The 25,397-nt window shown below is 40.9% G+C and carries 24 protein-coding genes; 8 read left to right on the forward strand and 16 right to left on the reverse strand.

Annotated elements, in window-relative coordinates; translation table 11 throughout:
* Positions 1 to 46 precede the first annotated feature (46 nt).
* From AACM45_RS15240 to AACM45_RS15250, 3 genes are all read left to right on the forward strand, one after another.
* Positions 47 to 679 (forward strand): dioxygenase family protein, encoded by a 633-nt coding sequence (locus tag AACM45_RS15240; protein WP_339143787.1) that lies wholly within the window; start codon positions 47 to 49, stop codon positions 677 to 679.
* Between the two features lie 212 nt (positions 680 to 891).
* A complete protein-coding gene (locus AACM45_RS15245) occupies positions 892 to 1,473 on the forward strand; it encodes a hypothetical protein (RefSeq protein WP_339143788.1) in 582 nt (193 codons plus the stop codon).
* Between the two features lie 85 nt (positions 1,474 to 1,558).
* Positions 1,559 to 1,762 carry a hypothetical protein gene (locus tag AACM45_RS15250; protein WP_339143790.1) on the forward strand — a complete coding sequence of 68 codons (204 nt, stop codon included), beginning with the start codon at positions 1,559 to 1,561 and terminating at the stop codon, positions 1,760 to 1,762.
* A 70-nt stretch (positions 1,763 to 1,832) separates the two neighbouring features.
* Here AACM45_RS15250 and AACM45_RS15255 read toward each other — a convergent pair whose 3' ends face one another.
* From AACM45_RS15255 to AACM45_RS15305, 11 genes are all read right to left on the reverse strand, one after another.
* A complete protein-coding gene (locus AACM45_RS15255) occupies positions 1,833 to 3,074 on the reverse strand; it encodes an RNA polymerase sigma factor (RefSeq protein ID WP_339143792.1) in 1,242 nt (413 codons plus the stop codon).
* Between the two features lie 54 nt (positions 3,075 to 3,128).
* Positions 3,129 to 3,482 carry a YciI family protein gene (locus AACM45_RS15260; protein WP_339143794.1) on the reverse strand — a complete coding sequence of 118 codons (354 nt, stop codon included), beginning with the start codon at positions 3,480 to 3,482 and terminating at the stop codon, positions 3,129 to 3,131.
* A 102-nt stretch (positions 3,483 to 3,584) separates the two neighbouring features.
* Positions 3,585 to 4,658 carry a PA0069 family radical SAM protein gene (locus tag AACM45_RS15265; protein WP_339143796.1) on the reverse strand — a complete coding sequence of 358 codons (1,074 nt, stop codon included), beginning with the start codon at positions 4,656 to 4,658 and terminating at the stop codon, positions 3,585 to 3,587.
* A 275-nt stretch (positions 4,659 to 4,933) separates the two neighbouring features.
* Positions 4,934 to 5,371, reverse strand: a complete 438-nt coding sequence (locus AACM45_RS15270) for an META domain-containing protein (RefSeq protein WP_339143798.1) — start codon at positions 5,369 to 5,371, stop codon at positions 4,934 to 4,936.
* Positions 5,372 to 5,380: 9 nt separating this feature from the next.
* A complete protein-coding gene (locus tag AACM45_RS15275) occupies positions 5,381 to 6,931 on the reverse strand; it encodes a hypothetical protein (RefSeq protein ID WP_339143800.1) in 1,551 nt (516 codons plus the stop codon).
* A gap of 23 nt (positions 6,932 to 6,954) precedes the next feature.
* Complete coding sequence (locus tag AACM45_RS15280; RefSeq protein WP_339143802.1) at positions 6,955 to 7,737, reverse strand: enoyl-CoA hydratase/isomerase family protein; 783 nt, start codon at positions 7,735 to 7,737, stop codon at positions 6,955 to 6,957.
* A 133-nt stretch (positions 7,738 to 7,870) separates the two neighbouring features.
* Positions 7,871 to 9,277 (reverse strand): sensor histidine kinase, encoded by a 1,407-nt coding sequence (locus AACM45_RS15285; protein ID WP_339144193.1) that lies wholly within the window; start codon positions 9,275 to 9,277, stop codon positions 7,871 to 7,873.
* A 170-nt stretch (positions 9,278 to 9,447) separates the two neighbouring features.
* Positions 9,448 to 9,996: a CopD family protein gene (locus AACM45_RS15290; protein WP_339143804.1), complete on the reverse strand. Its 549-nt coding sequence runs from the start codon at positions 9,994 to 9,996 to the stop codon at positions 9,448 to 9,450.
* A 53-nt stretch (positions 9,997 to 10,049) separates the two neighbouring features.
* Positions 10,050 to 13,172, reverse strand: a complete 3,123-nt coding sequence (locus tag AACM45_RS15295; RefSeq protein ID WP_339143806.1) for a VPS10 domain-containing protein — start codon at positions 13,170 to 13,172, stop codon at positions 10,050 to 10,052.
* Between the two features lie 20 nt (positions 13,173 to 13,192).
* On the reverse strand, positions 13,193 to 14,968 hold the full coding sequence (locus AACM45_RS15300; RefSeq protein WP_339143808.1) for a MutS-related protein: 1,776 nt from the start codon (positions 14,966 to 14,968) through the stop codon (positions 13,193 to 13,195).
* Positions 14,969 to 15,083: 115 nt separating this feature from the next.
* Positions 15,084 to 18,215 (reverse strand): WD40/YVTN/BNR-like repeat-containing protein, encoded by a 3,132-nt coding sequence (locus AACM45_RS15305; RefSeq protein WP_339143809.1) that lies wholly within the window; start codon positions 18,213 to 18,215, stop codon positions 15,084 to 15,086.
* A gap of 199 nt (positions 18,216 to 18,414) precedes the next feature.
* Between AACM45_RS15305 and AACM45_RS15310 the strand changes: the two genes are divergently transcribed.
* On the forward strand, positions 18,415 to 19,368 hold the full coding sequence (locus AACM45_RS15310) for a tetratricopeptide repeat protein (protein WP_339143810.1): 954 nt from the start codon (positions 18,415 to 18,417) through the stop codon (positions 19,366 to 19,368).
* Between the two features lie 16 nt (positions 19,369 to 19,384).
* On the forward strand, positions 19,385 to 20,566 hold the full coding sequence (locus AACM45_RS15315; RefSeq protein WP_339143812.1) for a DmpA family aminopeptidase: 1,182 nt from the start codon (positions 19,385 to 19,387) through the stop codon (positions 20,564 to 20,566).
* A 7-nt stretch (positions 20,567 to 20,573) separates the two neighbouring features.
* Here the strand turns inward: AACM45_RS15315 and AACM45_RS15320 are convergent, their stop codons facing one another.
* Entirely contained in the window at positions 20,574 to 21,137 is a 564-nt protein-coding gene (locus AACM45_RS15320; protein ID WP_339143813.1) for a TlpA family protein disulfide reductase, read from the reverse strand.
* A 159-nt stretch (positions 21,138 to 21,296) separates the two neighbouring features.
* Here AACM45_RS15320 and AACM45_RS15325 point away from each other — a divergent pair, with 159 nt between their 5' ends.
* Genes AACM45_RS15325 through AACM45_RS15335 form a run of 3 tightly spaced genes read left to right on the forward strand, consistent with a single transcriptional unit; the run spans position 21,297 to position 23,807 of the window.
* Complete coding sequence (locus AACM45_RS15325) at positions 21,297 to 22,001, forward strand: carboxypeptidase-like regulatory domain-containing protein (protein ID WP_339143814.1); 705 nt, start codon at positions 21,297 to 21,299, stop codon at positions 21,999 to 22,001.
* A 55-nt stretch (positions 22,002 to 22,056) separates the two neighbouring features.
* Positions 22,057 to 22,518: a RidA family protein gene (locus tag AACM45_RS15330; protein ID WP_339143815.1), complete on the forward strand. Its 462-nt coding sequence runs from the start codon at positions 22,057 to 22,059 to the stop codon at positions 22,516 to 22,518.
* 50 nt (positions 22,519 to 22,568) lie between these two features.
* Positions 22,569 to 23,807 carry an NAD(P)/FAD-dependent oxidoreductase gene (locus tag AACM45_RS15335; RefSeq protein ID WP_339143816.1) on the forward strand — a complete coding sequence of 413 codons (1,239 nt, stop codon included), beginning with the start codon at positions 22,569 to 22,571 and terminating at the stop codon, positions 23,805 to 23,807.
* Here the strand turns inward: AACM45_RS15335 and AACM45_RS15340 are convergent.
* The 4 genes from AACM45_RS15340 to AACM45_RS15355 are packed head-to-tail and all read right to left on the reverse strand — an operon-like array spanning position 23,793 to position 25,381.
* Positions 23,793 to 24,446 carry an HAD family hydrolase gene (locus AACM45_RS15340; RefSeq protein ID WP_339143817.1) on the reverse strand — a complete coding sequence of 218 codons (654 nt, stop codon included), beginning with the start codon at positions 24,444 to 24,446 and terminating at the stop codon, positions 23,793 to 23,795. The genes AACM45_RS15335 and AACM45_RS15340 overlap by 15 nt on opposite strands.
* Positions 24,439 to 24,807 carry a DUF2237 family protein gene (locus tag AACM45_RS15345; RefSeq protein ID WP_339143818.1) on the reverse strand — a complete coding sequence of 123 codons (369 nt, stop codon included), beginning with the start codon at positions 24,805 to 24,807 and terminating at the stop codon, positions 24,439 to 24,441. The genes AACM45_RS15340 and AACM45_RS15345 overlap by 8 nt, the downstream gene beginning before the upstream one ends.
* On the reverse strand, positions 24,800 to 24,973 hold the full coding sequence (locus tag AACM45_RS15350; RefSeq protein WP_339143819.1) for a hypothetical protein: 174 nt from the start codon (positions 24,971 to 24,973) through the stop codon (positions 24,800 to 24,802). Before AACM45_RS15350 ends, AACM45_RS15345 begins: the two co-directional genes overlap by 8 nt.
* Positions 24,974 to 25,009: 36 nt before the next feature.
* Positions 25,010 to 25,381, reverse strand: coding sequence for a DoxX family protein (locus AACM45_RS15355; RefSeq protein WP_339143820.1), 372 nt, complete (start codon positions 25,379 to 25,381; stop codon positions 25,010 to 25,012).
* Positions 25,382 to 25,397 lie beyond the last annotated feature (16 nt).

Raw genomic sequence — 25,397 nt, forward strand, 5'->3', positions numbered from 1 at the left:
TTCATTGCTGGCTTCTCACTAACTTTAAAACCGATAATATTCGAGAATGAAAACATATTTACACGTATTGTTATTGACCTTACTATCTATTTCTTGCAAAGGACAATCAGACGCTAATGCCGAAAGAAATGTTGGTGGACCTTGTCAAGATTGCGAAGCAGTTTTAGATTTTAAAGCCTTGAATATTGCCCCAAAAGCGATTGACACTTTACCTGGTTTTGAAAACAATAAGCCAAAATTAAAAATAACGGGAACCGTATTTCAAAGAGACGGAAAAACACCAGCGGAAAATACCTTGCTATACCTATATCATACAGACCGAAAAGGAATTTATCAACCAAGTAAAAACCCTTTTGGCTGGGAAAAAACGCACGGACAATATCGTGGATGGTTAAAAACGGGCAAAGACGGAAAATTCACTTTTTACACTTTCAGACCTGCACCCTATCCAAAAGTTCAAGAACCTGAACATATTCATATTTACGTAAAAGAACCTAATACTATTCCTTATTACATGGACAGTTATTTTTTTGAAAGTGACCCAAAGCTAACAAGCGAAAAAAGACGGTCTCAAAAAAACAGGGGCGGTTCGGGAATAGTAAAGCTCGAAAAGAAAAATGGAATTTGGACAGCGAACAGAAAGTTGATTTTGGGCTTGAATATTCCTGATTACAAATAAAAGATGTTACACTACAATGACTATGGCCCGGCTGTAGCTTGATCATTTTTTCGTAGCTCCAATCAACTAAAAAACGTCTAGGGTTGGCCACAGGCTGATAGCCGAAAACGTTAACGCTCATAAGAAGATTCCTAATGAAAATATTCAAAATACTCTTCCTTTTTAATTTAATATTAAATTATACCACTTGCTGTTATTCCCAAGAGACTAAAATGGATATAGAGGTAGAAGAAATTGTACTTTTAGGAAAAGATGCTATCATACAATTGGCTTTAAAAAAGATTAAGGAAGCAGGCTTGTCGACTGATGAAGGGATAAGTATAGCGAATTTTACCCAAATCAAAGTATTGACAGATGGTAAAGAAGTTTGGGTGTCCTTTTCCAATCCAATAAAATACCTCCCCAAAAAAACTGTTTTTTATTTTGATATTGGAGTAGGTCTTTTAGAAGGGACTGTTTCAACGAATCGAGTTTCCAATCCTGAAGATTATGACGAAAAGAAGATTCCATTCTATAAGGAAACAAAAGAAACGAAGATGAATATCCAATTTGTTTTAGAGGCTATCAATGAAAGTGGTGAAGTCGGTGAAATCGACATCGCGAATTTTGAGGATAATATGATAATTCGTGAATATGAAAACTATTATGACCTTAGTATAGTCTCAGAATCTCAAGAATCATATTACAAAATAGAAAAAACATCGGGTAAAATATATGATTCTGAACATGCCCACCTTGTACCACCTCCTAATACGGGGGATGAAGACAAATTCAAAGAGATCAACTGGGATTAATCTTAAGAACCAAAAGAGAATTAGCACAAAATAAAAAGCATTAAAACGACTTTTTATTAAAACCTTTAAGGCACATATACTAAAAGTGAAAACCGAAACACCAAAAATAACCCTACATATGGTTTCTAGCCTTGATGGATTTATTGCCAAAAAGGACGGAACGGTCTCGTGGATGAAATCAATGAACAACTATGAAAATGGCGTGGTGCTAACGAATGAATATATTACGGAATTCTTAAGTTCCATAATTGCTATGTTATGGCATTTAAGGATGGAATGGTGGAATTGACCTATCAAATACTAAAGCAGTAATGCGATTTCCACTGAGTTTCTTAATACGCTATAATGTCAAGTTGGCATTAAGATACGTTAAGCTTCTTCTTTAAATGCCGTCTTACCAGCTCGTTGTTGGTTAAATCAATGGCTTTTCGTAAAACCGTTTTCCCGTTTTTACCCAATTCGGACAATAGCTCGGCTTTAATGGCATAGAAGAGGCTTACATTTTCAAAACCGTGTTCTTTTTCAAGTTTATCCAACTCCCGTAAAGCAGGTTTGGCACCTTTTACTTTTGATAGGGGAACTATACGGTTTAGGGCGGCCATTGGGGAATATTGTGTTTTCAATCGTAAATCATAGAGGTATAAAATTTCTTTCCAATTCGTTTCCGCAAAAGATTTTGCCTCGCAATGATAATATGAGACGGCCGCCTCTAAATGGTAGGTAGCTAATACCGTATCATTGGTTCCAGCGCTTTCAAGATGACGTACCCCGATTTTAAAAAGTTCTTGATTGTATTTTGAACGGTCTTGAAATTCAAGTGTGACCAATTCCCCTTGTTCATCCAATCTTGTATCAAAACGAGCTGCATGAAAGCACATCAACGCAATCAAAGCCTCTAAATTAGGGTGTTGGCAATAGGGGTTCTTCTGCAGTAACAGGGCCAAACGCAATGCCTCATAACAAATATCCCTTTTTAAGATCTGGGATCCCGTTGTGGTCGCATACCCTTCACTGAACAACAAATAAATTACCTGCAGTACCACAAACAAACGTGATTGAAGCCCCATCTGTACCGGAACTTTCAAAAACCGCACCTTTTCCTTAAAATGCTTCTTGGCACGGGTAAATGACTTGGCAACGGTCTCTTCTTTTTTCAATAAGGCTTCAGCCAATTCTTTGTTGCTGAAACCACCTATCAACTTCAAACTCAAAATCAACTGATATTCTTGCGAAAGGGAAGGGTGGCAACAGGCGAATATCATTTTAAGTTGACTATCGTTTATTTCTTCTGCAAGTTTCATTGCATTTTCAGCACTGCTCCCCTCAAAATACGAAGTATCATCGACATAGTCCATTTTTTTACTACGTCTCAAGTGATCGATAAACCCATTGTTGGCTACCCTGAACAACCAAGCGGTGGGGTTATCGGGAATGTTCTTGAATGCCCAGACCTTCATCGCTTTTAGAAAGGTATCTTGAACGATATCCTCTATTCTTTCTAGATAGGAAATACCGTATTTATTGGTCAAAATGGATACGATTTTCCCGTATTCATTTCTGAATAAATGATCAATGGTATTTGAAAAGTCTTGGTTTTGCATAAAAATTGAAAAAGCCCAATTTTCATCAGGCTTTATGGTTTCAAGTCCTACTTCTTAATGGCTGTCCATGGTAATGATTTCCCTTACTTCAACATTACTTCCCTCATAATCAAAGATGGGGCATCCCTTGGAGATTTCAACGGCCTCATCCAGGTCTTTGGCAGAAACTATTAAATATCCCCCGACCAATTCAGCTCCTTCTGCAAAAGGCCCGTTGGTAACTAGTTCCCCCCTATTGTGAACTACCTTTCCACCCTCTGCCAAGGGGAGCCCGTCCAAAAGCTGGCCTTTTTCCTTTAACTTTCCCATCCATGTTCCCCATACTTGCATGTGGGCTTGTTTTTCTTCTTGTGACAATTTTCCATAGGCGTCATCACCCCCTCTAAATAAATACAAAAAATTACTCATCGATTTCGGTTTTATGCTCGTCAGGGACAAGCTGTTTATATTTTGCTTTCAATAGAATGACGAAGCCATTGCTTCGTATTGGACAACTACTTCTAAATTTATTCAAAATAATCGCATTTGGCCATCTTTGTGCGCGGCATGTAGATCGGTTCGCAATTTTGGAAAATTTTTGCCGGTAAAGTACTTCTGTTTGGCCAATTTGGCCATATCGTGAATTTGGGTCGCAATTTTACCTTCGCCCCGACTTCGAATTCCAAAACGACTATCATTTAAAGATCCCCCATGGCATTCTTGTATTTGATGAAGCACCTTTTCAGCACGATCTGGCATGGCTTGTTCTATCCAATCTTTGAAAATCTGTCCGATAGCCCCATTCAAACGAACTACCGTAAAACCAAAGGACAACGCTCCCTCTTCCGAAGCCCTTTTTGCCAAGGGCAGCAGCTCATGACTGTTGATACCCGGTATCATCGGTGCCAACATGACATTTACGGGTACGTCGTTAGCCGCTAATACCTTGACCGTTTCGAAGCGTTTTTTAATGGTGGTCGTTCTTGGTTCCAGTAGTCTTCGCGTCTTTTCCGACAATGAGGTAATGGAAACGTTTACCCCTATCAATTGCTGTTTTGCCAGTTCTTTGACAATATCCAAATCACGCAGTACAAGGGCATTTTTGGTGATAATACCGACCGGATGGCGGTACTTTAAAAAGATCTCGAGACATCTTCTTGTAATTTCATATTTTTTTTCTGCGGGTTGGTAGCAGTCCGTGTTTCCAGAAAGTACGATGGTCGCTGCATGCCATCGCTTGCTTTTTAATTTTTGCTCTAAAAGTATAGGGGCCTGTTTTTTAATCAAGATCTTACGCTCAAAATCGAGTCCGGCGCTATATCCCCAGAATTCGTGTGCATTTCTGGCATAACAATAGACGCAACCGTGCTCACAACCTTGGTACGGATTCATGGAATACGACATCCCTACATCTGGGCTGGTCACCTTATTCACAATGGTTTTAGGGAAAATAGGAATGTACTGGGTCTTATTGTTGTCGCATGTTTCGCCTTCGATTCGACAAAACTCCAAAAAATCATCACGTATTTCATACACATGACGATCAAATCTATTATGGACATTTTTTTGGGCCCCGCGACCTTTTAGAAATTTTTCTGGATTCATTTCTTTAGGATTATATCCAAATTTATGGATTATTTCCTATTTAAAATGCTGAAACGATACTGGGAATCCTATTTTAACTTTAAGAATCAAGACTTTTTAAGACGTCGAAGTCCGAGATACAAGGGGATAAGCCAAAGTATATCGAGTCATCTTATCTATTTGTAAATTAATGCTTTACATTCAACCGAAGAATTTTGGACTTAACGGTCTGTCTATCTCAATACATGTTGAAATACTGAGTAGGCGTTACCCTGAGCGACCGCCTAAATGATTTCTTATTCCAAAACCATTTCCCCACCATCACCGAAAGTCAAGATAAGGTCCCCACTATCAAATTGGAACCGAAGCTGCGCAACCGTGGTATTGGGTACTTGGGCCTCAGTAATGGCACCATAAAAGGCAGTTCCGAATTGGGTATCGGCCACTTCCGTAGTGGTAAACGACAATAAGGTCAATGTAGTGTTCTCAAGCTCGTAATCACCACTGAACTGATTTACGGATGTACTGCCCACAAATGTGTTATCCGTTTGAAAATCAATGGTGATATCTTCATTGGGTGGCGCCAATTGTACTAGTGTGGCATTGGAAACTTTGATGGATGCGACACGCCAACTACCCGCAATCGCATTTTGGGTATCGTCATCAGAATCGCTGCAAGACAGCAAAAGTAAAAAGGCAGTAATCGTAATTAAAAGGCTTGATGATTTTTTCATGATATGTTCTTAGTTGAATGCTACTTTTACCAGTTGTTTCTTGTTGCCCCGTTTAGCATAAAAAAGCAGTTCATCCGTTTTTGTATTGATCAATGGTTTGGAGACCATCAAAGGGAGGCGTGCTTCTTTCGCATCGATTACTTTTTCGTAATCCATCTTTCCATTTTCATCCAAAGAGATCAAGAATACGTTTCGATTGCCCGTAAGGCCCTGCTTGAATACGAGACGTTCGTTATTGATAAGTTGCGGATTCTCTGCCGCAGTACTTAAAAAGAAATAGGTGTCGCCATCTTTCGAGTAAGAACTGTAAGACGCATAAGCACCGTCTCCCTGTGTAACCTCAGCTTTATTGATGTTTCGCGCCCATAACATATCACCGTTGGTATTCAATTTGACACTTACGATATCATTGTGGTGAAAACGATCGACTTTGATACGCTGGCCCGCACCGGTATTATGCATACTGTGCGTCACAAAATACTCTTCGGCATTGAACAGAATGTCGTTCTCGTCCGTTACCGTAACGCCTTTGAAAACTAGGTTATTCACAAACTCATTTTCACCGCGACCGAATTTATCATCCATAAACTGGTCGGTAAAGGGATTGTATTTTTTATTCAAAACCGTTAAAGAGGTTGCATCCAATTCAAAGAATGAAAGTCCATTGTATCGATTATCTTTTCTATCGGCATAGAAACCAACACAATACAGCTTTCCTTTGCTCAAAATAGGATAAAGCCCTTCAGAGAACTTCCCCGGATTATCAAATGATTGGGTCTTGGCAACCCCACCATTCACTTTTATCAGTTCGTACTGAAACTTCCGCTCCTCAGCCTTGAACCGTTTCTTTTTGAAATAGGCCTTTCCCACAATAAAGGCTTCATTACCGTTACCGGAAATGGCCAAATTTTCAAAGGCATAGTTTTTTTCCGCTACTTCAGCTGAGAAATCATGTTCCCATCGTTTGTTCAAATCAGCATCGAACAAGTGTATGGTATGTTTGTTCTCTTTATTTTTTTTATGGTGGGTACTGATGATAAAACCCGTTTTTTCAGCATTGAACAGTAGGGTGGTTGAAAATCCTTTCTTAAAATCCCTGTTATAGTAGTTTTTGCCAAAAGCCCCTTCTACTGCAGGGGTCACAAACTTTAACAACTGCTCTTTCTCAAAACTGAAGTTCACCAAATTACTGGTATGTGCTTGATATTCGTAGAAACCCCTTTCAAAATCATAATTAAAAAATAGCAGTTTCAACTGCCCATTCTTGATAAAACCATCGACAAATTGAAGGCCTTTGAGCTTATAATTGTACTGGGAAACCAATTCAAGGTCTTTGTTGTAATGCTCTATCAAATACCCTTTTGGTTTTAAAATGAGTCCTTGAAAATAAGATCGCACCAGAACATAACCCCCGTCACCGTCATTATCGATGGTAACCAGGTTTGAATACCGATAGCGGTCGTTCAGCTTTTCACCAAAATCATAGGAAACCGGCATTTTTTGCGAAAAAGCGCCAAAAAGTACACCCATAAGGGCGATTAAGAGTAGTAATCGTTTCATTTTTTCAGGTTTGGGGCATCTGACTATGAACCGGGAAAATCTGCCTTTCTTTTCTCTAAGAACGCTGAAGTGCCTTCTTTAAAATCGTTTGTTCCAAAACAGGCTCCAAAGGCTTCAATCTCGGCGGCATAGCCATCGGCATCATAGCTATAACCCGCATTTACCGCATTTATTGCGTGCGAAATGGCCACAGTGGAGTTATTCGATATCTTGCCCGCCAATTTTTCGCAAAGTGGAATTAAATCCCCTAATTCGACCACGTAATTGACCAGCCCATATTGCAATGCTTTTTCAGCAGTGATCATACCCGCCGTCATGATCATTTCCATGGCCCTGCCCTTACCTACAAGTTGTGGTAGGCGTTGGGTACCGCCATAACCAGGGATCACGCCTAACGAAACTTCTGGCAGACCCATTTTTGCATTGGTACTTGCCACCCGAAAATGACAGGCCATGGCCAACTCCAGTCCCCCTCCTAGGGCAAAACCATTTACCGCGGCAATAACCGGTGTCGATAGGTTAGCAACGAAGTCAAAGAGCAACTCTTGGCCTTTAGCGGCCAATTTTCCACCTTCCATTACCGAAAAATGGGCAAATTCAGAAATATCGGCCCCGGCCACAAATGCCTTTTCACCACTTCCTGTTATTATGATGACTTTAATCGCCTTGTCTTCGTCAAGTTCTTTAAAAGCCTGATGCAGCTCTTCTATGGTAGCTTTGTTCAGCGCATTGAGTTTTTTAGGGCGGTCTATGGTAATCGTGGCCAAATGGTCTTCTTCTTCAATATAGATGTTGTTGTAGGTCATCGTTGTTCGTTGTTCGTTGTTCGTTGTTCGTTGTTCGTTGTTCGTTGTTCGTTGTTCGTTGTTCGTTGTTCGTTGTTCGTTGTTCGTAAAATTAACAAACCGTCAACTATAAACCATAAACTACCGAATACAATTACTCTTTAGGGAATCTTACGGTGAAAACGGTACCTTTTCCTATTTGTGAGGTAAAGTCGATACTGCCTTGATAATTTTCGACGATGTTTTTTACCATCCCTAGACCAAGTCCCATACCACTGGTTTTAGTCGTAAACTTTGGTTCAAAAATTTTATCCTTAAATTCATCTGCAATACCAATTCCGTTGTCGGCAACGCATATTTTTACATTTTCATCTTGTGTGGCAACCGTTACCAAAATTCTTGGGTGCTCTTGAGTACCCATGGCTTGAATAGCGTTCATCACCAAATTGGTTACAATGCGTATTAATTGTGTTCGATCTAGTTTTGCGATGATTTCTTCTTCATCTGCGATGAAGTGAATATAGGGTTCGTTAAAAATATCGAGGGCAAGCTTTGATACTTCCACTACATTAAGGGTCTCTTTTTGCTGGGCCGGCATATCGGCGAAATTTGAAAATGCCGAAGCGATGTTACTCATGGTGTCTATTTGTTGCACCAGGGTTTTTGAAAACTCCTTGATTTTCGATTCTGCCTTTGGGTCATCAGGGCGAAACTTTCTTTCAAAACTTTGAACCGATAACCGCATCGGGGTGAGCGGGTTCTTAATTTCATGTGCGACCTGTTTTGCCATTTCACGCCACGCCTGTTCCCGTTCACTTCGCGCCAATTTTGCCGCACTAGCCTCTAATTCATCGATCATCTCATTATACGATGCTATCAGTTTTCCAATTTCTTCGGTGGGATTATCAATAACGATTTTCTCATTACGACGGGTCAAATTGGTTTGGGTCATTTTATCTGAGATGGTTTGCAACGAACGTGTGATATACTTTGAAATAAAATAGGCCAGCACAATCGCCGAAATCAACATCAGAAAGTAGACCCCGCCCAAGCGCATGAAAAACTCGCGCAACTCCATATCATTGAATGAATTGTCTTCAAAATATGGGAGGTTCATAATACCAATCGGCTTGAACTTCAAATCGGTGATGTACTTATACGTCGCCTGGTAGTTATCGCCGGCTGTACTCTTTTCTTCTACATATCGTTTTTCAGGACTCTCTAGAAGATTGTTCAGTACTTCGGCATCCAAACAATTTGAAACGGAATCGGCCTCAAAAGCGGGTTTTGAACTTTTTATAAGTGTCCCGTCAAGGTCATAAATATTAAAATTTACATTTTGGACATCGGCAATCTTATAAATCTCATCTTTAAAAATGAACTCTAAATTCTCCGTTATCGGCTCGTAGGTGGTCTCTCGCAACACATAGTCAATACTTTGCAAAATCTGTTCTTCTTTACGTTCCAATCTATTTTCATGGTAGTCTTGTGACTGCTCTTGATATTGAAAAAGGGTTACCCCTGCAATCAATACCGATGCAATCAACACCAGCATGATCATGGATAAAAAAATACGGGAGCGAAGAGAGATTTTTTTAAACAACTGCTTTCGAGTTTGAACATAAAGTTAGCAATAATCGAACCAAAGCAAGTTCAAACGCAAGAATCAAGTTCAAACGCAAAAACGGGTTAATCAAAATCAGCTTCTATTAATACCAAGAATTTTTAATATCAAGCATTCGGATTTTTATCCCGAATCCTTTTGTAAAGTTTAATACCCAGCATTAAAAGTATACCCAAAACAATGATTCCTACTACTCCATAAATCCAATTAAAGGCACTTTTCAAGACCACTAAAAACACCACGGCAAACAAAATGATTGTGGTAGCCTCATTCCAAATTCGCATAAAATTTGACGTGTATTTGACCTCATCGCGCTGAAATTGTTTGAAAATTTGATGGCATTTTAAGTGATATAAAATCAAAAGCAAAACAAAACCGAGTTTTATGTGCATCCAAGATTGTTCTAGCCATCCTGGCATTAATACCAGCAGCCAAACTGCAAAAAAGGTACACAGTACAGCAGATGGCCAGCTTATAATAAACCATAACCGCTTGGTCATCAGTTTTAGCTGCGTAGTAAGAATTTCCTTCTCTGGGGATGGCTTGTCATTGGCCTCGATATGATAAATGAATAGTCTGGGAATGTAAAACAGGCCCGCAAACCAAGTAACCACAAAAATGAGATGAAGTGATTTTATATAGTTATAGTATTCCATAGCTAATGGCAAATTTACCAATTCAGGCAACCAACAACGAAAAACCAATAACTTTAAAGCCTAATTGCTCCGATACCAGCATCCCAGAGTTTTTTATTGAATTCTGGAATTGCCGTTTTCCTTAAAGTAGTTGATCTTGCCTTCAAAGCTGACCATTGCGCATCAAGTTCTTTTTTTCTGTCTTTAGAAGCTTGGTTAACTCGCGGAATGGTACTATTGGTAGCATCAATTAAAAATAAATATTCTGCAGTGAATTTATTGGGAAAATTCTCAACGTCGTCATATGCCTTTGATTTACGTTGGATCATATCTTTATCCCAAGCATCCAATTGTTCCAATAATTTACTCCCCTCTTCTTTAAGCGTAGCATCCCTAACATCTTTCAAGACTTCTTTTAACTGCCCTTGTGCCTTGTACAATGAATTTACGGTATTGTGCATTTCGGTCAAACGCTGCTCCATGTCGGTCATAAAAGTGTGGTATTCTGTGTACTGTTCTGAAGTAGTTTTGTACGTTGGCATAGCAACGATTTGGCCTTCGATTGTTTTTGTTTCATTGCCTACCCTAAGACTTACCGTATATGTTCCAGGGGGTACTACATGCCCACTAAAACGAGATTCAATATAGGCACCAGGTATTCCGGGTAAAATCGGGGTTTTTAAATCCCAGACAAAACGATTTAAACCCTCTTTTTTCGATAGGGTTGGGGCTCTTCTTGGTCCCCCTCCATTGTGAGGTTTGTAGTTTTTATCCTTCTCAGAAGAAAAGCTCCGTACCGTTTTTCCAAACGCATCCAAAATATCCATAGTGATTACAGTGGAATCACTCAATTTTGGTAATTCATAGTACAATACCATACCACTTGCCGGGTTTACCCCAGACAAGGTACTCATACCATCAAAGTTATCGGTATTTCCGCTCATAGGGCTATACCATAAACCATTCATAGCGGCATTGGGTTTATACAACCGCAACCCTTTCTGCGTAGGCTCGTATTGCGCTAATAGCGTTAAATCATCCAATATCCAAAATGCGCGACCCGAAGTAGCGACAATCAAATCGCCTTGATGGATTTTAATATCCGTAATCGGAGTTTTTGGCAGGTTGAGTTGAAAAGGTTTCCAAGTTTGTCCGCCATTCCAAGAGAGGTAAAGCCCTTTTTCAGTACCGGCATAGAGCAAATCTTTTCGCGTGGGATCTTCCCTGACCACACGGGTAAAGGCACCATTGGGAATTCCAGAGTTAATACTCGCCCAAGTTTTACCATAATCCGTGCTCTTATAAATCGCTGGGGTATGATCGTTGAATTTGTACTTTGTAGTGGCTATATAAACAGTAGCTTTATCATGTGGGGAAACCTCAATAGCGTTTACCAAAGATTCCCCTAAGTTTTTCGGGGTAATGTTTTGCCAGCTCTCACCATTATCTTTAGTGATGTGTACGTAACCATCGTCACTCCCCGTATAAAAAACACCTGCTTCATGTGGTGATTCCAAGACATAAGCTAATGTTCCATAATTTTCAGCACCAACGGCTTCGTTAGTATAGGGTCCACCGCCATTACCTTGTTTGGCATCAATATCACGGGTTAAATCGGGGGACATTTCTTCCCAAGTAACCCCCATATCACGGGTTCTTAATAACAATTGTGCTCCATGGTAAAATGTATTCTCTTCATGTTGTGAACGTAATGTAGGTGCGTTCCAGTTATAGAGATACTTCATGTTACGGGCTTCCCGTCCTAAATATTGAATAGGTGCCGCCATAACCTGTGTTGAGGCCTTAGATTCCATATCTAGAACATCAATGGTACCTAAATAACTTCCTCCCATGACATATCTCGGATTGTCTGGGTCAAAGGCCAAAAAAGCACTTTCTCCACCCGCAGAAGGGCTAAAGTCAGCCATGGTAATGCCTCCCCTACCCACAGACATATTGGCTACCATAGCAGAAGAATAGTCTTGTTGACCGGCATAAATATTATATGGAAAAAGGTTATCTGTATTTATGCGATAAAACTGCCCTGTAGGCATATTTGTCTGTGACGACCATGTTTTTCCGAAGTCAAAAGTGACCGCTGCGCCACCATCATTGGCAATAACCATGTTTAAGGAATTCTTCGGATTGATCCACAGGTCATGGTAATCGCCATGCGTTCCTGAAATGCGTTCCCAATTTTTTCCGCCATCCAATGAACGGAGGGCGGGTGCACTCAACACATAAACGATGTCTTCATCTTGTGGATCTGTAAATACTTCAATATAATACCAAGCACGTTGCACCAGGCGGTTATCACCGCTTGCCATGGTCCATGATTTTCCGGCATTGTTCGAAACAAAAAGTCCCCCTTTATCCGCATTGGAATCACTTTCGATTAAGGCATAGACCTTATTCGAATTTGCTGGACTCACGGAAATCGCCATTTTTCCTTTCTCTTTCGGTAGCCCTTCGGTCATCTCTTTCCAGGTTTCCCCAGCATCCGTAGATTTATAGAGTCCGCTGCCTGCTCCTCCGCTGACCACCATATGGGGTTTACGCTGGTGCTCCCACATGGCCGCATACATGATTTCTGGATAGTTTGCGTCCATCGAAAGTTCGGAAGCCCCTGTCAATTCATTTACAAAAAGTGTGTTTTTCCAAGTCTTTCCTCCGTCGGTAGATTTATAAATTCCGCGTTCTTTGTTTGGCCCATACAATTGCCCTTGTGCCGCCACATAAACAATATCAGGATTGGTTGGATGAATGATAATGCGCGAAATATGATGGGTTTCTTTTAAGCCCATATGCTTCCAGGTCTTTCCTGCATCGGTAGATTTATAAACACCATCACCATAGGATGTCATTACACCACGTGGTGCATGCTCTCCCATACCTACATAAACAATATTCGTGTTATAGGTCGACACGGCAACGGCTCCAACAGACCCCATTTCAAAAAAACCATCTGAGATGTTATTCCAACGTTGCCCGGCATCCTTCGTTTTCCATAGCCCACCACCTGTGGTTCCCATATAATACGTCATCGGGTCACCAACTACGCCTGAAGCCGAAACCGAACGTCCGCCTCTAAACGGACCAATGTTTCTAAATTTTAAAGGTTTGAAATATTCTTCGGCGGTTTGTGCAAAAGCGGTGGTTATTGCCAGCACATAACAAATAAATACTAGTTTTTTCATGGTTGATGGTTTTTTGAATGTCACTCTACAATACCCATTTTGTGAAGCAGAAAACTTGCGTTCATATTTTGGCAAACACCTTCTTTAAAGGTATAATCAAAAAAGAGTTCGTTATTTACAATTTGAGCATCAAAATAATAGTTCTTTACGGCATTAAGGCTGTTCGCTACTTCACAAAGACTTAAGTCGTGTGTTGCGATTAATCCTGAAGTATTCAAGCCCACCAATTTCTCGATGAACTTTTTGGAACCCGTGGCCTTATCAGTACTATTGGTCCCTTTCAATATTTCATCTAAAATGATAAAATGAGGTTCTTTTTCTATGGTCTCAATAATAAGCTTCAACCGTTTCAGTTCACTGAAAAAGTAGCTTTCGTCATCAGTGAGGCTATCGGTAGTTCGCATGCTAGTGATTAACTTGATGGGGGTATAACTAGCAGTATCCGCACAAATGGGCAAACCCACATTTGCCATCAACAGTTGCAAGCCGATGGTACGTAAAAAAGTGCTTTTACCGGCCATATTTGCCCCTGTAATCACAAAAAACTCACTAGTGCCTATGGTAAAATCATTGGCTACGGCATTTTTTGGATTCAATAAAGGATGCCTTGCTGACTTACAAATCAAGGTATTTTCAGAAGTCGTGATTTTTGGGTAGGTATGATCAGGATGGTTAAAGGCATAATTACCCAGACTGTTATAGGCATCAAAGAACGCTATGGCATCAAACCATCTCGGAACCGAATCTCGGTAGGTCTCAATCCATTGCTCAATCGCTTTACACACAAACAGGTCTCGCAATAAGAATCCATTGGCAACGATGCCAATGACAATATTATTTCGCTGATCTAAGGCGTCTAATAATTTAGAGAACTGTTTTAAAATTTTTGAACCCTTCATTGAATCCCCAATAGTAGCACCCCTTTGGTTACGCAATAGCACTGAGGTGAAATCTTGCGTTTCCAACAACGAAATAAGTTTGGCATATTGGCGAAACGTGCTTTGGGCTTGAGTGGTATGTGCGGCTAATCGTCCCACATTTTTGAGGTAGCGCCCGGTGATTCCCAATCCCACAAGAAATACCATAAAAACCACGTACCCTGACAACAAATCCAAAAAATAAAACACCCAACTTAAAATGGATATAGAGGAAAACAATACGCTAAGTAGCCTTACCTTTTTAGGCAAAAAAGACTTATATCCTTTTAACCATTGAACGACGCTTTCAGCACTAACTTCAGTTTTTACCAAAGAAGCCACGGCACCGAACTTTTGGCGCCATTCAGGCATTTCAGACAATTCGTTGATGGCAGCCTGCTTTTCACCGATGGTCTTAATATCATTTGACAATAACAGTCTTGCAAGGGTATCGGCACCGCTTTTAAGGGAGGTGCGATTCATATATTGATAAAATGATCCTTTGCCGAACAAGTCAATATCTTGACTAAAAGGATGCGCGGGGTCTTTGTAGCTATTCCCATCTGGGAGGCCATGAAAATTACGCTGTAAAACCCTTAGTTCAACATCATTTTGTAAAATCAGGGCCTTCAAGATATCTTTCTGATATTTCAAGCCATTGTGCCGTACTACCAAAAACACAAACAGTACGATTATAACCAAGCTTACGACCAATAATTGCTGCGTGTTTTCCCATAAAAAATATACCGTGGCCGCCAATAGGGCTATGAGAAGTAATCTTAAGGTGCTGGAAGTATTCAGTTTGACTTTTAGACCCTCGAGTTCTTGTTGAAACTTAAGGATTTGGGAATTGTAAAACGCTTTGGGATCAATCGTCATTTTTTAGCTTGATACGGTACAAATCTAGGTTAAAAAAAGAGCAGGGTTGCGGCGTTGGATTACATTTAAAACGGCCACATCCCTGCTCCATACAAGATGAAAAGTTTTTGAACTCCTATTCCTCTACACTCAAATACTCTAAATTCAGGGCATTGAACTGCGCATTGAACGCTTTCATTTCTTTATCAACCATAGCATCAAATGCCTGTAACTGCGCATTGATTTTTGTTGTCATTTCATTTTTGACCGCAATATCTTGGGCCGTTGGTGGAAAATCATCTAAGCTCACAAGGCTATTTAAGTGGGCAAGTTTGTTCGTTAAGCGAATAGGGAAATTAAGTGGATCTTGATTACTTCTATTTTTTGTTTGATAAAGTGCTTTTTCAATTTCCTCAAATCCTTCCTTCATCTTTTTAGCCTTTTCGACCAAATCTTTCGTCGCATCATTGCCTTTGTATTGTTTCGCAAATGCCGCTAACTTTTTATTGATTCCCCGAATTTTTTTGATGGATTTATGTGCCTTGTCTACCGTAGTGTTGATGCTTGTAATAAAGTCATATTGCTTTTGCATATCGGCAACCGAAACTTCTGCACGTGGATCAGCAACTATTTTAAATGTTTGTGTTTGTGTATCGCCGTTAACGTTCAAATGTACTTTGTAACTACCCGGTACCGCTTTTGCACCATTAAAATTCGCCCACCAGAAAATCATGCCCTTTAATTTTTCAGCTCCTTTGCCACGGGTATTCCAAACATGGGTGTTCCCCCCTTTTTCAACTTTCAACTTTTTGTCTTTCTCTTTTGCCAAAGTGCTAAAATTGGCTAAAGTATCTCCTTTCATTGAGGTATAAGTAAGACTAATACTGTCTTTCTCAGACATATCTTTTATATAGAAATGGGTTACCACACCATTGGGATGGTTTTGACCAGCTGTTAAACTTGGTTTGCTTGCTGCCCTGCCTTTGGTTCGATAGCTGTCTTTAGGCGCAAACAATTTCATTGCTGCACCGGCATCAGAAGTTTTGGTCTGGTGCAATACGGAAAGATCATCAATAATCCAAAGGCTACGGCCTTGCGTCGCTACAATTAAATTATTGTCTTTAACTGCCAAATCGGTTATCGGAACTATGGGAAGGTTTAACTGAAACTTCTCCCAACTGGTACCGTCATTAAAAGAGATATACATCCCTGTTTCCGTACCTGCATACAACAAGCCCTTTTGTTTTGGGTCTTCGCGAACGACACGTGTAAAATGCTCACTTTCTATACCGTTCGTTATTTTTTTCCAACTTTTACCATAATCAGTGGTTTTATAGAGGTAGGGCGAAAAATCCCCTAATTTATATCGGGTGGCCGCTACATAGCAAGTTCCCTCATCAAAAGCCGAAGGTTCAATGCTGTTGATCATATTCCATTCGGGCATATTGGTCGGTGTCACATTTTCCCAATTTTGGCCTCCATCTTTGGTAATATGGATTAAGCCATCATCACTACCGACCCACATGAGGCCTTCTTTGAGCGGACTCTCATTTGCAGCGAAAATCGTACAGTAATATTCTACCCCCGTATTATCTTGGGTAATTGGGCCGCCACTACTGACCAATTTATCGGGATCATTCCTGGTTAAATCACCACTCAATAATTGCCAACTTTGTCCTTCATTGGTCGACATATGCACATGGTTACTGAAAGTGTACAATTTCTTTGGGTCGTGCTTGCTAAAAATAATAGGGAAATTCCATTGAAAACGATATTTCATTCCCTCGGCGCCATAACCCATAGGGTTATCGGGCCACACGTTGATTCCCCGTACCGTTCCGGCATCATGGTTCACCCGGGTTAAAAAGCCTCCGTAACTTCCCCCGTATACTATTTCATTATTGGTCGGGTCAATGGCAATATGTGCCGATTCTCCCCCTGCGGTAGGCTCCCAATCATCTTCCGTAATATAACTGCCATCAGAACGGTGGTTCACGCGAAGTGTTGAATTATCTTGTTGTGCAACGTAAATGCGGTATGGAAAGGCATTATCCGTAGTCACGCGATAGTATTGTGCGGTAGGCTGGTTGTAATAGGTACTCCATGTTTCACCCCCGTCATAAGAAACTTGGGCTCCCCCATCATCGCCAATAATCATGCGCTTACTGTTCTCTGGGGCTATCCAAAGGTCATGGTGGTCACCATGAGGGGCGTTAAAGGTATTAAAGGTTTTACCACCATCGGTAGATTTATGGTAACGTACATTAAGTACATAGACCACATCTTCATCTTCGGTATCGGCATACACGCGGGTGTAGTACCAAGCACGTTGACGTAGCTTACGTTCACTGTTGACTTGGGCCCATGTTTTTCCGCCGTCTTCAGAACGATACAATCCTCCTTTTTCTTTATTTTCTACAATGGCCCAAACACGTTCGCTATTCTTTGGTGAAACGGTTACCCCGATAATACCCAAAGTATCTTTTGGAAAACCTTCATTTTTAGAAATTTCAGTCCAAGTTTCGCCACTATCCGAACTTTTCCAAAGTGCGGAACCCTTGCCTCCACTACTTAACGAATATGGGGTGCGTTGTGCGCGCCATGTTGAGGCATATAAAATTCTGGGGTTGTTGGGGTCAAATGTCAAATCTACCGCACCAGACTGGTCATTTACATATAATTTCTTGCTCCACGTTTTTCCACCATCAGTGCTCTTATAAACCCCACGATCTTGGGTCGGTTTATAGATGTTTCCCAATACGGCAGCGTATATGGTATTGTGGTCTGTTGGATGAATGCGAATACGTGGTACATGACGGCTATTTTTGAGTCCTGCCGAGGTCCAGGTCTTACCCGCATCCTCTGTCTTCCAAATACCGTACCCACTGGAAACATTTCCCCGAAGCGTCTTTTCACCACCACCGACGTAGATAACGTTAGGGTCGCTTTTAGAAACCTCAACGGCACCAATACTACCCCCGAAATACCCATCAGAAATATTCGCCCAAGTACGGCCACCATCAAGCGTTTTCCAGACCCCGCCACCAGTAGCCCCAAAATAAAAAAGATTGGGTTCACCAGGCACACCTGTAACGGCAGCCGAACGTCCGCCGCGATGTGGCCCAATAGAACGGTATTCTATACTTGAATACAGCTCCGCAGGAACTTTAGGTGTCGCATTGGATTTTCTTCGTTGTGAATTTGTTGAAATTGTAAAAAGGCAAAACGTCAGCAAGAGCATACCGACCTTTGGGAGCAAAGTTTTCATTGTAGTCTTCTTTTTGGTTGGTGGTTGGTTGACAATCACATATATCAATACTTAGCTATAAGATGACTGTAATTGCGGGCAAAACACCATTTGAATTAGTCCCTCTAAAAGTAAGAAAAAAAGGATTCCTTATTTTAGTGTGGATAGGAATAATTTATTGTGAAAATACCTTGTTCCATTTATGCCAACACCCGACATCATGAAAAACTACATTGTCATTGTTTTACTCGCTCTTTTCTTTTCTAGTTGTAAAAAGGCAGTAAAAGTTCCACAAGAAACGGTTGTGAAAATTGACACCCTACAAGGAAAATCTTTGCTTAACAAATCGCTAATTAGTGCGCAAATAACCTTCAAAGACTCTTTGATAGTCAATAACTATCTTGAAGCGCTACATGAATACCAACACGATGGCAATAACCCTGAAACCATTATTTGGTATGGCAGACGTACCGCCTATTTAGGCGATTATCAAAGAGCCCTCTCCATTTTCAGCGAAGGAATCGAAAAGTTTCCTGAAGATCCGCGTTTTTATCGACATCGAGGACATCGTTACATCAGCACACGGCAACTTGACAAGGCCATTTCAGATTTTGAAAAAGCTGCCCTATTGATTGATGGAACCAAAGACCGTATCGAACCTGATGGTATTCCTAATAGATTCAACCAGCCCGTTTCAAGTTTACATACCAATATTTTTTACCATTTAGGCCTTGCCTATTATTTAAAGGCAAACTGGCCAGAGGCATTGAAAAATTTTCAACGTTGCTATGCTATTTCTGCCAATGACGATATGCGAGTAGCGACGGCGCATTGGTTGTACATGATATTGCGCAGAATGGAAAAAAAAGAAGAAGCGCAAGAAGTACTACGACCCATTATAACCGAAATGAACATTTTGGAAAATGAGGGGTACCATCAACTATTACTATTTTATAAAGGGCTTTTGGATGAAAACAATCCCATAGGAAATGGCGCTGCAGGTGCCAGTGAAGCAGTGCGCTATGGGGTAGCAAATTGGTATCATTATAATGGGGATTTAGAAAAGGCCAAGACACTTTACGAAACCCTTTTAGAAGAGGGCAATTGGGCCGGTTTTGGTTATTTAGCCGCAGAAGCGGAATTATCGAGATGGCCCCCTGAGCAACCTCAGTAATCGAAATCAAGAATGAATGCAGATCATTTTAACTAGCTTTAAATCTAGAACAACACGGAAACATTACATGAAGGCGACCATATCAATCTTAATAGTACTTTTTATAGGACAATCCTCCCTTGGGCAAGCCCAAAATCGGGTTCGTGACCATGGTATTGAAATCGGGGTTTTAAAACCTGGAACATTAAATGCCATTACCGATGTGCCAGGGGTACAAGTAGGTCATACTACAATAAGTAAAGGCTCAGCTATTAGAACGGGCGTCACCGTCATTTTACCGCATACCGGAAACCTTTTTCAACAGAAGGTGCCTGCGGCCATTTATATCGGTAATGGCTTCGGAAAATTAGCCGGCTACTCACAGGTCAAAGAACTGGGAAATTTGGAAACGCCCATCGTATTGACCAATACCTTAAGTGTAGGAACGGCCGTGAATGCATTGGTGGATTATACCTTGGCATTACCAGAAAATGAAAATGTGCGTTCCGTAAATGCAGTGGTCGGGGAAACCAACGATGGTTATCTAAATGATATCAGGGGTCGCCATATTGATGAAAAAGCGGTCTTGGATGCCATTGCCAGTTCGAACTCTGGAGTGGTATTGGAAGGTAATGTAGGTGCCGGAACTGGAACCATTTGCTTTGGCTATAAAGGAGGTATCGGTACGGCTTCTCGGGTACTCCCTGCAAAGGCCGGGGGCTATACCTTCGGCGTTCTGGTACAAAGCAATTTTGGTGGGGTGCTCGAAGTCGATGGGGTTGCCGTCGGCAAAAAATTAGGACGCTATTCCGATAGCTTTAAGTATGAAGCCGATGGCTCATGTATGATGGTCATTATGACCAACGCCCCGCTAGATAGTAGAAATTTAGAACGTTTGGCCAAACGGGCAATGCTTGGGCTTGCAAAAACGGGCGGCATTGCCAGCAATGGTAGTGGTGATTACGTGATTGCGGTTTCAACTGCCGAGAATTGCCGCATCCCTTATCAAAGTGAGGCAATGACCCACACCACAACAACCTTACGAAATGAAGCAATGACCCCACTATTTTTAGCGGCCATCGAAGCGACCGAAGAAGCTATTTTGAACTCCCTTTTTGTTGCTGAAACCACTACTGGTTTCAAAGGTCGATCTATTGAAGCCTTGCCAAAAGAAAGGGTACTGAAGCTTTTAAAAGAAGCCAAGAAAATCAAAAAATAGCAATTGTTTATTTTAGAAGTCCATCCAGAACCTCCCTAACCTTTTTGCTGTTCCAATCTGAGGCACCCTTTTCTTTGATTACTATTTTCCCATTCTGATCAACTAGGTAGTTCGTAGGAATGCTAGGTTCTGAAAGCATGGTCGGAGCGGGCATTCGTGATATAAAAACGGGCAACTCATATTGCTTTTTTGCTAAAAAGGCTTTCACTTTTTCTACACTTTCATCTGTAATCAATACAAAATCAACCTGATTTCCGTAATCGTTATATAATTTTTGAATACTGGGCAATTCGGCAATACAAGGGGGGCACCAAGTTGCCCAATAACTAATAAAGGTCACTTTACCCTTGCCAATAGAAATCGAGGTTTCCGCACCGTCAACTGTAGCCAACTGATAGTCAAAAGGGGCAATCTGGGTTTGATATTCCTCAGCTAAGGCCGAAGGGGTCCAAACTATTACTTTTAAACTATTCAGTGCCACCTGAATTGGTTTTCGGGTCTGCGGCACCAATAGCAATAGGATGAAAAGTCCGAATAAAATATCGCTGATTTTGAATTTTCGCTTTTTCATGACTTACAAAGTACGGAATCATTTGGTTCGCTTTTTTAGGGATTCCTTACCTCATACTGCCCACTTAAGGTCTACTTACGCATTATAATGGATCGTTCACTCATTATTGTTTTTATAACAAGTGTGCCAAGGTTAGTTTAGGGGCATAGAAAAATCATTATGAGCTTAAAAATCAGTATCCCCAAACCCTGTTCTGAAAATTGGAACCAAATGACACCAACCCAAAAAGGGGCCTTCTGCCAAAGCTGTTCCAAAGAAGTGTTGGATTTTACCAATACCTCAAAAACAGAATTAGCACGCAAACTCGACACCAATCAAAATATTTGCGGCCGTTTTAAACCCGAACAATTAGATACCCCATTACCGTCAATAACTAGAAGTAATTTTCAGCGTAATGCAGCAATTTTGGGTTTCACCTCTTTACTGGCTTTAACAATTCCCACAGCTGCAACTTCCCAAACCACAAAACCACTGCCCGTTCATGAAATGAAAGACGACTTTATATTAGGACGTATCGCCGTACAACCCGTATCTAAAAATACAATGGTGATAAGAGGGGTCGTCAGTAACAAAACACAATTATTGGTGGGCGCACGTGTTGTGCTGGATGGCACTGAAATCAGTACCCAAACCGATTCCCTTGGGCAGTACGAGTTGACTATTCCATTAGCCGTTGTAGAAAAACATAAAAATTTGGTTTTCAGCCATATTGGTTTTGAAAGTACTTGCCGTACTATTAATTTAAATTCCAACGATCTCAATGTATCATTAGAAGAAGAACTTCATATCATGGGTGAAGTCATGATCATAGAAAAGCCGAATATTTTTGAAAAAACTAGAAATCTGTTCAGAAAAAAGTATTGAAAAACAAGCTCCGTACAACTGAAAAACCGGTATCTTGAGGTTAAAATGAGAACCCATGAAACCGTATCTTGTTATTATACTCCTGATTTGTTTGAGCTGTAAGACCGATTCCCAACCGATACCGGAAAATAGCACTGAATCGAGAACGTTTTCAAAAACCCACGTTGACCCAAGACAGGGATATTCAGAAGCTGTCATTGTCGAGAATAATGGTGTACAGACCATTTACATCTCGGGGCAAGTTGGTGAGGGAGAAGACTTTGAAGCGCAATTTCGTGATGCCATTAGTAATCTTTTAAAAACCTTGGAAAATACCGGCGCTACTTTTAAAAATGTGGTCAAATACAGCACTTTTGTAGTCAATTACCAACCTGAATATTTAGATACCTTTCGGGCCGTGCGCAAAGAATTGTTGGGTGATACCGATATGCCCGCAAGCACTTTAGTAGGTGTCGAGACTCTTGGGGCGCCTAGTTGGGGTGTCGAAATTGAGGCAATAGCCGTTATCAAAAATTAAGACTTCTTTATACTAAAACCGCTTATTTTTGTTTTTAATTGATGAATTCCATGAAAAACAAATCAGCAAAAGTCCATATTGTTGGCGCAGGAATCAGCGGATTGATCGCTGCCAAAACCTTAGAGGCGAAAGGATACTCACCTGTACTTTTAGAGGCTACGGATTCCCCTGGTGGACGCGTAAAGACGGATACCATTGATGGCGTGCTCTACGACCATGGTTTTCAGGTTTTGTTGACCGCATACCCACAAGCACAAAAACATTTAGATTACGATACGTTACATCTAAAACAGTTCAAACCCGGTGCCCTGATTTTTAAAAATGGCAACAAACAACGAATCGGTGATCCTTTACGCGATATTTCAGCCTTATGGCCCACCCTGTTCGCAACCGTCGGTTCTGTCGGCGATAAACTCAAAATCTTTAAGTTGACGCGACACCTCAAAAAGAAATCCATAGCCGAGATCTTTTCCTCCAAAGAACAAAGCACTTTAGCCTACCTAAAAGGTTTTGGATTTTCAGACCGAATCATGACCAACTTTTTTAGACCCTTTTTTACCGGTATTTTTTTAGAGGAAGAATTGAAAACCTCATCCCGACTTTTTGAATTTGTCTTTAAGATGTTTGGCGAAGGCTATGCGGCCGTTCCACAAAAGGGTATAGGTGCTATTTCAACACAGCTGGTTGACCAGTTGAAAAAAAGTGAATTCCGATACGACACGAAGGTTGTTAGGGTAGAAGCTGGCCTCATTACTTTGGCAGATGGCGAGGTATTGCCTAGTGATGCCACACTGGTTACCGTTCCGCTGCATCCAAAAACGGGCACTATCGATATGGGTTCCGTAAATTGGAAAAGCTGTGACAATCTCTATTTTACCGTTGACACGCACACCTTTGAAGCGGGAATCATTGGTTTGGTAGCTGATGAAAACGCACTGATCAACAACCTGTATTATCCTTTCGAACAAAAAGCCGGAGGAGACCCCGTACTGTCCGTGACGGTTGTAAAAGCACACGAATTGAATGAAGATGATCTGGTGAAAAAGGTCTGTGAAGAATTACAATTGCATTGTGGCATTGCAGCCAAATCCTTTTTGAAAAAGTATACCATTCAACGGGCACTACCCGATACAACACAACTTCAGATGCAGCTGTCAAGCGACCGAGCCAAAGTTTCCGATGGCATTTTTAGAGCCGGTGACTACATATTGAGTGGTTCTTTGAATGCCGCCATGGCCTCTGGCGAAGCTGCGGCCCATACTTTGGCTGCCGATTTAGAGCTTATCTAATTTAGCAAAATATATTTCTTTAAAAGAGGTGATTACTTTGTTGGCCAAGGTATAGTCTTGATTTTTGGAATGTGGACTTTTAAAGCCTACGCAATAAATTCCCGCGGAATGGGCAGCTTTGATTCCATTGGTAGAATCCTCAATGACCATACATTCTTCTTTGCGAAAACCGGAAGCCTCTGCCGCTTTGATAAAAATTTCAGGATGCGGTTTTGATGCTTTTAAATCCGCCCCGCTTAATTTTGTTTTAAAGTATTGGTTCAAATCAAACTTCGTAAAAACGTTATTGATATTCGGCATGGAGGCCGAGCTTGCCAACACTAAGGTGAGTCCGTTTTTATGGTAGTCTTGAATCAGTTCACGAACCCCATGAATTAAATCCAACTCGGGGTCATTAAAAAACAGGTCCTTAAAAATACGCCGCTTAATGTTGACCAATTCTTCTGGGGTTTGTTGTAATTTAAAATGATTGACCAGTTGTCTACAAATGTGCAAGGTGGCTTGACCTGTGAAGCTTTCATATAAATTTGCGGAAACTTCAATGCCTACCGCTTTGAACATACCATGATAGGCCTTTTGATGTAAAGGTTCTGAGTCAATAATGACCCCATCCATATCAAAAAGTACTGCCTTAATCATATGGTGCATATTTATGTTCCAACAACCATTCGAATTCAATTAGCTGTAGGGCCTTTTCGTGGGTTGCCTCCAAAATCACTTCGGGGGCCTTACCGGCTTTGTAAGCTTGTTTCCAACGAGAGGCACAAAGGCACCATTTATCGCCTGGTTGAAGCCCGGGAAATTGATAGATTGGAACAGGCGTACTCAAATCATTCCCCTGTGCCTTGGTATAGCCAAGAAATTCTTCGGTCATAATAGCGCAGACCACATGGGTACCCACATCTTCAGGCCCGGTTCGGCAAAAACCGTCACGGTAAAACCCTGTTTTGGGGGCATTGCAACAAAGTTGTAATTCAGTGCCCAGTACATTCTTATTCACCTGGTTTTTTTTGTTTTAGTTCAACGGGATCCATGTTGTAAGTATCCTCATTTCTTTTCGCTGCTAAAATACGACGGTCAAAGCGAACACCATCTAAATGCATATCTGCCAACAACGGTTTTTCTGATTTTGCCTTTCCATTTATCGCTTTTTGTTTTTCTTTCATTTTGATCTGAGTTTATAAATTTAAAGTAGTTTATGTCTATCGAGTCTTTAAAAGGCTAATTAGTATTATAGTATTTAAGACCAAATAGCACAATGCCGGTAAAGCCTTCATTATTCCATCGCGTATTTTTATCCTGATACCAAAACCCAACAACATCAATATGGCTAGACCAGCACTGGCCAATATGGCAAATGATTTTTCGTAAAAACCGGCCAAAAGGGCAAGGGCTCCAGCAATCTGAAGGTAACCATTCAAAACCCGGTATTTGGGCAGTCCGTATCGTTCGAATTCATGAACCATATAAGGTGTAATCAGGCAACTGATCCCAAAACCGAAAAAAGAAATGGCAGAAAACAATAGGAGCAGCGTCAGACTTGTAGAGAATTCAGAAAAATTTGGATATACCATCTATTTTGTTTAGCTT

Source organism: Croceitalea sp. MTPC5 (assembly GCF_036985505.1).
Lineage (GTDB): Bacteria > Bacteroidota > Bacteroidia > Flavobacteriales > Flavobacteriaceae > Croceitalea.